The organism is Mesorhizobium sp. M7A.F.Ca.CA.002.09.1.1 (assembly GCF_003998555.1).
Classification (GTDB): domain Bacteria; phylum Pseudomonadota; class Alphaproteobacteria; order Rhizobiales; family Rhizobiaceae; genus Mesorhizobium; species Mesorhizobium ciceri.
In genome coordinates this window covers 1-5,971 of record NZ_RZRR01000282.1, presented here as the reverse complement: position 1 = coordinate 5,971, position 5,971 = coordinate 1, and the positions used below count along the sequence as shown (strand labels likewise).

7 protein-coding genes and 1 tRNA gene are annotated in these 5,971 nt (G+C 62.5%); 2 read left to right on the top strand and 6 right to left on the bottom strand.

The annotated features are described in order from the left end of the window. Positions 1 to 682 (top strand): FGGY-family carbohydrate kinase (locus EN994_RS14455; protein ID WP_245466028.1); only part of this gene is annotated, 682 nt, incomplete at its 5' end. Positions 683 to 777: 95 nt separating this feature from the next. On the opposite strand, the gene EN994_RS14450 is transcribed toward EN994_RS14455, so the two are convergent. After that, positions 778 to 1,263, bottom strand: coding sequence for a BA14K family protein (locus EN994_RS14450; RefSeq protein ID WP_063167948.1), 486 nt, complete (start codon positions 1,261 to 1,263; stop codon positions 778 to 780). A gap of 257 nt (positions 1,264 to 1,520) precedes the next feature. Here EN994_RS14450 and EN994_RS14445 point away from each other — a divergent pair. Next, positions 1,521 to 1,596, top strand: a tRNA-Lys gene (locus EN994_RS14445). Between the two features lie 247 nt (positions 1,597 to 1,843). Here EN994_RS14445 and EN994_RS14440 read toward each other — a convergent pair. The 5 genes from EN994_RS14440 to EN994_RS14420 all read right to left on the bottom strand — a co-directional run. Further along, on the bottom strand, positions 1,844 to 2,314 hold the full coding sequence (locus EN994_RS14440; RefSeq protein WP_063170230.1) for a nucleoside deaminase: 471 nt from the start codon (positions 2,312 to 2,314) through the stop codon (positions 1,844 to 1,846). Positions 2,315 to 2,443: 129 nt separating this feature from the next. Further along, positions 2,444 to 3,505: a sn-glycerol-3-phosphate ABC transporter ATP-binding protein UgpC gene (ugpC, locus tag EN994_RS14435; RefSeq protein WP_013531803.1), complete on the bottom strand. Its 1,062-nt coding sequence runs from the start codon at positions 3,503 to 3,505 to the stop codon at positions 2,444 to 2,446. A 41-nt stretch (positions 3,506 to 3,546) separates the two neighbouring features. After that, a complete protein-coding gene (locus EN994_RS14430; RefSeq protein ID WP_013531802.1) occupies positions 3,547 to 4,368 on the bottom strand; it encodes a carbohydrate ABC transporter permease in 822 nt (273 codons plus the stop codon). Continuing rightward, the gene (locus EN994_RS14425) at positions 4,369 to 5,307 is read right to left on the bottom strand and encodes a sugar ABC transporter permease (protein ID WP_013531801.1); all 939 of its coding nucleotides are present in this window, start codon (positions 5,305 to 5,307) and stop codon (positions 4,369 to 4,371) included. Continuing rightward, on the bottom strand, positions 5,307 to 5,971 hold a 665-nt coding region (locus EN994_RS14420), incomplete at its 5' end, for an extracellular solute-binding protein (RefSeq protein ID WP_127307605.1). The genes EN994_RS14420 and EN994_RS14425, both read right to left, overlap by 1 nt.

Here is a 5,971-nt window from a genome sequence, read left to right as displayed (position 1 = left end):
CAACACCGGCAGCGACCTTGTGCGTTCGAAGAACCGGCTCTTGACCACTATTGCCTACAGGCTGAACGGCAAGACCACTTATGCGCTGGAGGGCTCGATCTTCATTGCCGGCGCCGCGGTCCAATGGCTGCGCGACGGCATCAAGGTGATCGGCAAGGCCGAGCAAAGCGGCAAGCTGGCTGCCGAGGCTGATCCAACGCAAAACGTCTACCTGGTGCCGGCCTTCGTCGGGCTCGGCGCGCCGCATTGGGACGCCGAGGCACGCGGCGCCATTTTCGGGCTGACGCGCAATTCCGGGCCGGCGGAATTCGCCCGCGCCGCACTCGAATCCGTCGCCTACCAGACGCGCGACCTGCTCGACGCCATGCGAAAGGACTGGAAGGGAGCTTCGGCCAAGACCGTGCTGCGGGTCGACGGCGGCATGGTTGCGTCGGACTGGACCATGCAGAGGCTGGCCGACATCCTCGACGCGCCGGTCGACCGTCCGACCATCCTGGAGACGACGGCGCTGGGTGCCGCGTGGCTCGCCGGGTCGAAGGCAGGCGTGTGGCCGGATGCCAAGAAATTCGCGAAGAGCTGGGCGCTGGAGCGGAGGTTCCAGCCGGCCATGGATGGCTCTGCGCGCGCAGCCAAACTTGCTGGTTGGCGCGATGCTGTGCGCCGGACGCTGAGCACGCCATAGGCCTCAGTTGGCAGGGGTGACCGAAAAGAAAGGCCCGCGCCACTTCTGGCATGGGCCTTCAATGCAGCACTATCAATTACTCCCACTCACCCACATCAATAAGGCGAGCGGCACTCCCTGCGGGGGCCGTAATTCGGCTGGAACGTGTTGTCCGAAGCACGGTAGCTGCGGTAGTGGTCGTAGCACCATCGCACATGCGCATTGCCTTCATAGACGCGGTTGTTTTCGTTGTTGATGATTGCCCCGGTAATCAGCGCGCCGGTAGCGAAGGCCGCAAGCGGGAACCAATAATCGCCGTGACGACGGTAGCCGGGGCGATATTCACGATAGCCCCGATGGCCGTTCCAATACATGCCGCGATTGCGGGAAAAATTGCGGTCACGCGAAAAACTGCGGTCACGCGAAAAATTGCGATTGTAGCGGTCCTTGCGCCACTCCCGGTACTGGACTGTCTGTACATCCGGCACCGCGACCTGGGACTGCGGCACATAGTTCGGTTGGGCATTAACCGACACCGCCTCCGCCGCAACGAATGTGGCGGAGAGAGCGGTCGCCAGCAGGCTCGTTGTGATTCTGTTCATTGGTCTTCTCCTCGATGGTTTGGCGGACGTCCCTGTGCCCGAAAAACGAGCGGCGCATACAATTGTTCCCCAGACTGGATGCCACCGTCAGGCATAAATGGCAGCGTTCCTTGGCCGTTCTCCCCCCGACAGCGCGTGGGACAAGTGCCGCGACAGGGCGAAGCCGCCCGTGTTTGCGAGACCTCTTTTTCCGGTTGACCGGTCGAGGCACTCTCCCTATGTTCCGCGCAATTTCGAGGGCCGCCTTTCGCCCGCGGGAGCGCGTAGCTCAGCCGGTAGAGCAACTGACTTTTAATCAGTAGGTCATGGGTTCGAATCCCATCGCGCTCACCATTGTTTTAGCATTAAATATCAGCCACTTAGGGCCTTTGAGTCTTTGAGAAAGCAGCGACTGTCCGAGTTTTCACGGCCTGCACGCCCTTCTCAAGGATCTCGCCACGGGCAACGCATGACAAGATCGTCCGACTTCGGATCGTTGATTCTACAAGTCTTTGATTTTGTTGAACGGCGGCGGCGGCTCCCACCGCGATCCGACAGTCACTGCTGCCATTGATCGACCTTACCGGCCGGGACGAAGCCGTCAGCGCTTCCAGAAATCGCGGTGCGGTGCGAGCATCTCGTCGGCGATTTCGGGGAAGGGGCCAAAGACCTCGATCTTTCTCTGGCCGGAGCCGAGGACGGTGCGCGAAGAGAGGCTCATCGTCGGATTCTCCGCGTGATCCCCGGTGAGCGCCAGGAGTTCGGTCTCCTCGACCCCGTAAACCAGCCGCCCGATATTGGCCCAATACATCGTGCCGGCGCACATCGCGCACGGCTCGAAGGTTGAGACCAGCGTGCATTGCCACAGGAACTCCGGCGCGTAGGCAGCCGCGGCGCGGCGGGCGAGCTCCGTCTCGGCATGGCGCACCGTGTCGAGATTGCCCTGCCGCATCAGCACGCGGTCATCCGGCCCGACCAGAACGCAACCAAAGGGATGATGCCCATGTGCCGCCGCCTCGCGCGCGACCGCGTCGGCGGATCGAAGGTGGGCGAGCATCTGATCGCGTGTCATGGCAAAACCCCGGGACGCCGACATCCACCCGATGAGCGGCTCTTTGATCCGAGATTGCTGCCAAGCGATGCGAGTGGCAAGAGCGAACCGTGGCTTGAGACCTTTGCGCCGGGATATCAGACCTTTGCGCTAGAATCGCCGACCGGTCTTGGCGTCGAACAGATGAGCACAGGCGCGGTCGATCTCGATGCGCATCTGCGCGCCTTGCTTCAGCGCAAGCCGCTCCCGGAACAGGCAGGAGATTTCCTCGCCGGCGCAGTCGACCCTGGCGAAGATTTCCGAACCCGTGGCTTCCAGAAGCACGATCGTGCCGGCAATACCCTGGGAAATCGTTGCTCGGATATGTTCGGGACGGATGCCGTAGATGAGTTCACCCACGGGAATTTTTGCCAGGTTGATGCCTTCCGGCAGCGGCAGGGTCAGCCCACTGGCGCTGCGGAAAACGCCTTCCTCGACGCGGCCGGCAATGAAGTTCATGGCCGGCGAGCCAATGAAGCCGGCAACGAACAGATTGGCCGGACGGTCATAGAGGTCGAGCGGCGCACCGATCTGCTCGACAAGGCCGTCATGCAGCACGACGATCTTGTCGGCCATGGTCATGGCCTCGATCTGATCATGCGTGACGTAAATGGTGGTGGTGCCCAGCCGCTGGTGCAACGCCTTGATCTCGCCGCGCATCTGGACGCGCAATTTGGCGTCGAGATTGCTGAGCGGCTCGTCGAACAGGAAGACTTGCGGGTCGCGCACGATGGCGCGGCCCATGGCGACGCGCTGGCGCTGGCCGCCGGAGAGCTGGCGCGGATAGCGGTCGAGCAGCTTGTCGAGGCCCAGGATGCTGGCGGCCCTGCCGACGCGGCTTGCGGTGTCGGCCGGATCGGCTTTCTTGATCTTGAGGGCAAAGCCCATATTGTCGGCCACCGTCATGTGCGGATAGAGCGCGTAGTTCTGGAACACCATGGCGATGTTGCGGTCGCGCGCCCGCAGATTGTTGACGGTGCGATCGCCAATGGCGATCCTGCCGCCCGAGATCGTTTCAAGTCCGGCAATCATGCGCAGCAGCGTCGACTTCCCGCAGCCCGACGGGCCGACCAGGATGACGAACTCGCCGTCAGCGATATCGACGCTGACATCGTGGATAATCCTGGCCGTTCCGAAAGCCTTTTGCACGTTGTTGATTGTGACCGATGCCATTGGGTTTTCCTCGAAAAAGAGTGCGATGCCGTAGCGTGCCTTCAGCCGCCCTTGACGGCGCCCGCGGTCAGTCCGGCGACGATCTGCCTTTGTGCGAACATGGTCAGGACCAGTACCGGCAGTGTCACCACCAGGGCCGCGGCGGCGAGCGGCCCCCAGCTCACTTGCTCGTAGGAGAGCATGTTGTAGACGGCGACCGGCAGCGTGCGCGTTTCACGGCTGGCGAGCACCACGCCGAAGACGAAATTGTTCCATGAGAAGATGACGGACAGGATAAAGGCGACCACTATGCCCGGCTTGGCGATGGGCAAGGCGACCAGCCGGAACACCTGCCAGGAACTGGCGCCGTCGATGTTGGCGGCCTCTTCCAGTTCCATCGGGGTGGTCTCGAAATAGCCGATCATCACCCAGACGACGATCGGCACGGTCACCACCAGATGGATGATGATCTGCGGCCACAGCGTGCCGAGAATGCCGACCCATTGGAACAGCAGGAACAGCGGGATGAGATAGGAAAGCCCCGGCGTCATGCGGGCGATCATGATGACCACCGCCGATCGCTCGGCCTTGAGCCGCGCGATGCCATAGCCGGCCGGCACGCCGATCAGCAGCGCCAAAAGCGTCGCCGTGCCGGTCACCAGAACCGAATTCCAGAGATAGAGCAGGAAATTGTTCTCCTCGAACACTTTTGCATAGTTCGACCAGGCGAGATGTTCGGGGATCAGGATCGGCGGATAGGCGCCGTTGTCGATCTCGAATTTCAGCGACAGCGAGATCATCCAGAGGAAGAACAGGATCGCCGGCGAGACGAAGACCAGGGCCGCGAAGAACAGCCCGATCCGGTTGAGCAGTCGTGAACTCATCTATTTGCCCTCCACGCCGATCCACTGCGAGCGCTGGCGCAACATCAGGAGGATGAAGGACAGGGCGACGATGACGATGAAGAACACCACGGCCATGGCCGAGCCATAGCCGATGTCGTAGTAGGAGAAGGCGGTGTTGTAGAGATAGATGTTGATGGTCTCCGAGGCCGTGCCCGGCCCGCCCTGGGTCATCGCGTAGATGATGTCGAAACTCTTCAGTGCGTCGATGGTGCGGATGATCACCGCGATCATCAGGAACGGCGCGATCATCGGCAAGGTGAGATAGCGGAATTGCTGCCAGGCATTGGCGCCGTCGATTTCGGCGCTTTCGAACGGCTCGCGCGGCACGGACGCCAGGCCGCCGAGCACGATCAGCATCACCAGCGGCGTCCACTGCCAGGTCTCGACCGCAACCAGCGACGGGATGACCGTGTTGGCGTTGAAGATCCATTCCTGCGCCGGAATGCCGACCAGCGACAGAAGATAGTTGAGGACGCCGAGCTGGGGGTGGAACATCATCGTCCAGACCAGCGCCACGGCGACGGGCGTTGCCATCATAGGCATCACGAAGACGCCGCGCAGCAGGCCACGCAGCGGAAACCTGGCGTCGAAGATCAGGGCGGCGATGGTGCCGAGCAACATCGGCGCGGCAACCGAAAGGAAGGTGTAGCTCAACGTATGGAGAAGCGATTCCCAGAAGCGTTGGTCGTACGCCAGCCGCAGATAATTCTCCATCCCGGCAAAGCTTCGCGACTGGCCGAGCGTCCAGCGGTTGACGCTCATCCACAGCGTGAAGGCCCAGGGAAAGACGATCACGGCGCCGACGACGACGAGCGCCGGAACGACGAAAGGCCAGTAGTTGGGAGCCAGCCGGATCGTCTGGCTCCCTTCGATGGCTTGCGTCGTCACCCCGGTGCGTTCTGGGGTGGTGGCGGACATCAGCCTTGCTCGCTCCTGTCGAGGACCGGCTGGAATTGGTCGGTAGCCTTCTTCAACTCCTCGGCGGGATCAGCGCCGGCGATCAAATTGGTCAGCGCCACGCCGTAGATGTCGCGGAACTCTGTGACCGGGATGATGACCGGCAGCGACAGCCGGCTCACATTGCCGGAGCCGACCACCGCATCGAGCCAGCTTGCCGGCATGTTGACGCCTTCGCGCACCTTTGGATCTTCGAGCACCGATTTGCGGAACGGTACGCCGGCGCCTGCCTGCAGCAGGCGCGCGCCCATGACCGGCGACACTGCCCACTGGCAGAACAGATAGGCGGCCTCCTTCTTCTCGCTGGTGGCCGTCACGCCGATACCGTCGCCGAAGGTGCCAGCCGCGTGCGCCTTGGGACCCTTGGGCATGACGCCATAGCCGACCTTGCCGACCACCCGCGATTTTTCCGGATTTTCCATCGGCGGGGCAAAGCCGACGCCATCGAACCACATGCCGATCCTGCCTTGCAGGAAGGCGGACTGCGCTTCGGCCCAGTTGAAGCCAGTGACGCCTGGAGGCGCGGATTTGGTCATCAGCCGCTGGTAGAGCCCGGCGGCCTCGATCGCCTCGGGCGACGTCGTGCGCAGCTTGCCCTGAGCGTCGAGTGGCGTCATGTCGTAGC

What these genes read in the sequence shown, in the direction of transcription:
- EN994_RS14450 (WP_063167948.1), bottom strand. Translation starts at nt 1,263, where the DNA reads ATGAACAGAATCACAACGAGCCTGCTGGCGACCGCTCTCTCCGCCACA.
- EN994_RS14440 (WP_063170230.1), bottom strand. Translation starts at nt 2,314, where the DNA reads ATGACACGCGATCAGATGCTCGCCCACCTTCGATCCGCCGACGCGGTC.
- ugpC (WP_013531803.1), bottom strand. Translation starts at nt 3,505, where the DNA reads ATGGCATCGGTCACAATCAACAACGTGCAAAAGGCTTTCGGAACGGCC.
- EN994_RS14430 (WP_013531802.1), bottom strand. Translation starts at nt 4,368, where the DNA reads ATGAGTTCACGACTGCTCAACCGGATCGGGCTGTTCTTCGCGGCCCTG.
- EN994_RS14425 (WP_013531801.1), bottom strand. Translation starts at nt 5,307, where the DNA reads ATGTCCGCCACCACCCCAGAACGCACCGGGGTGACGACGCAAGCCATC.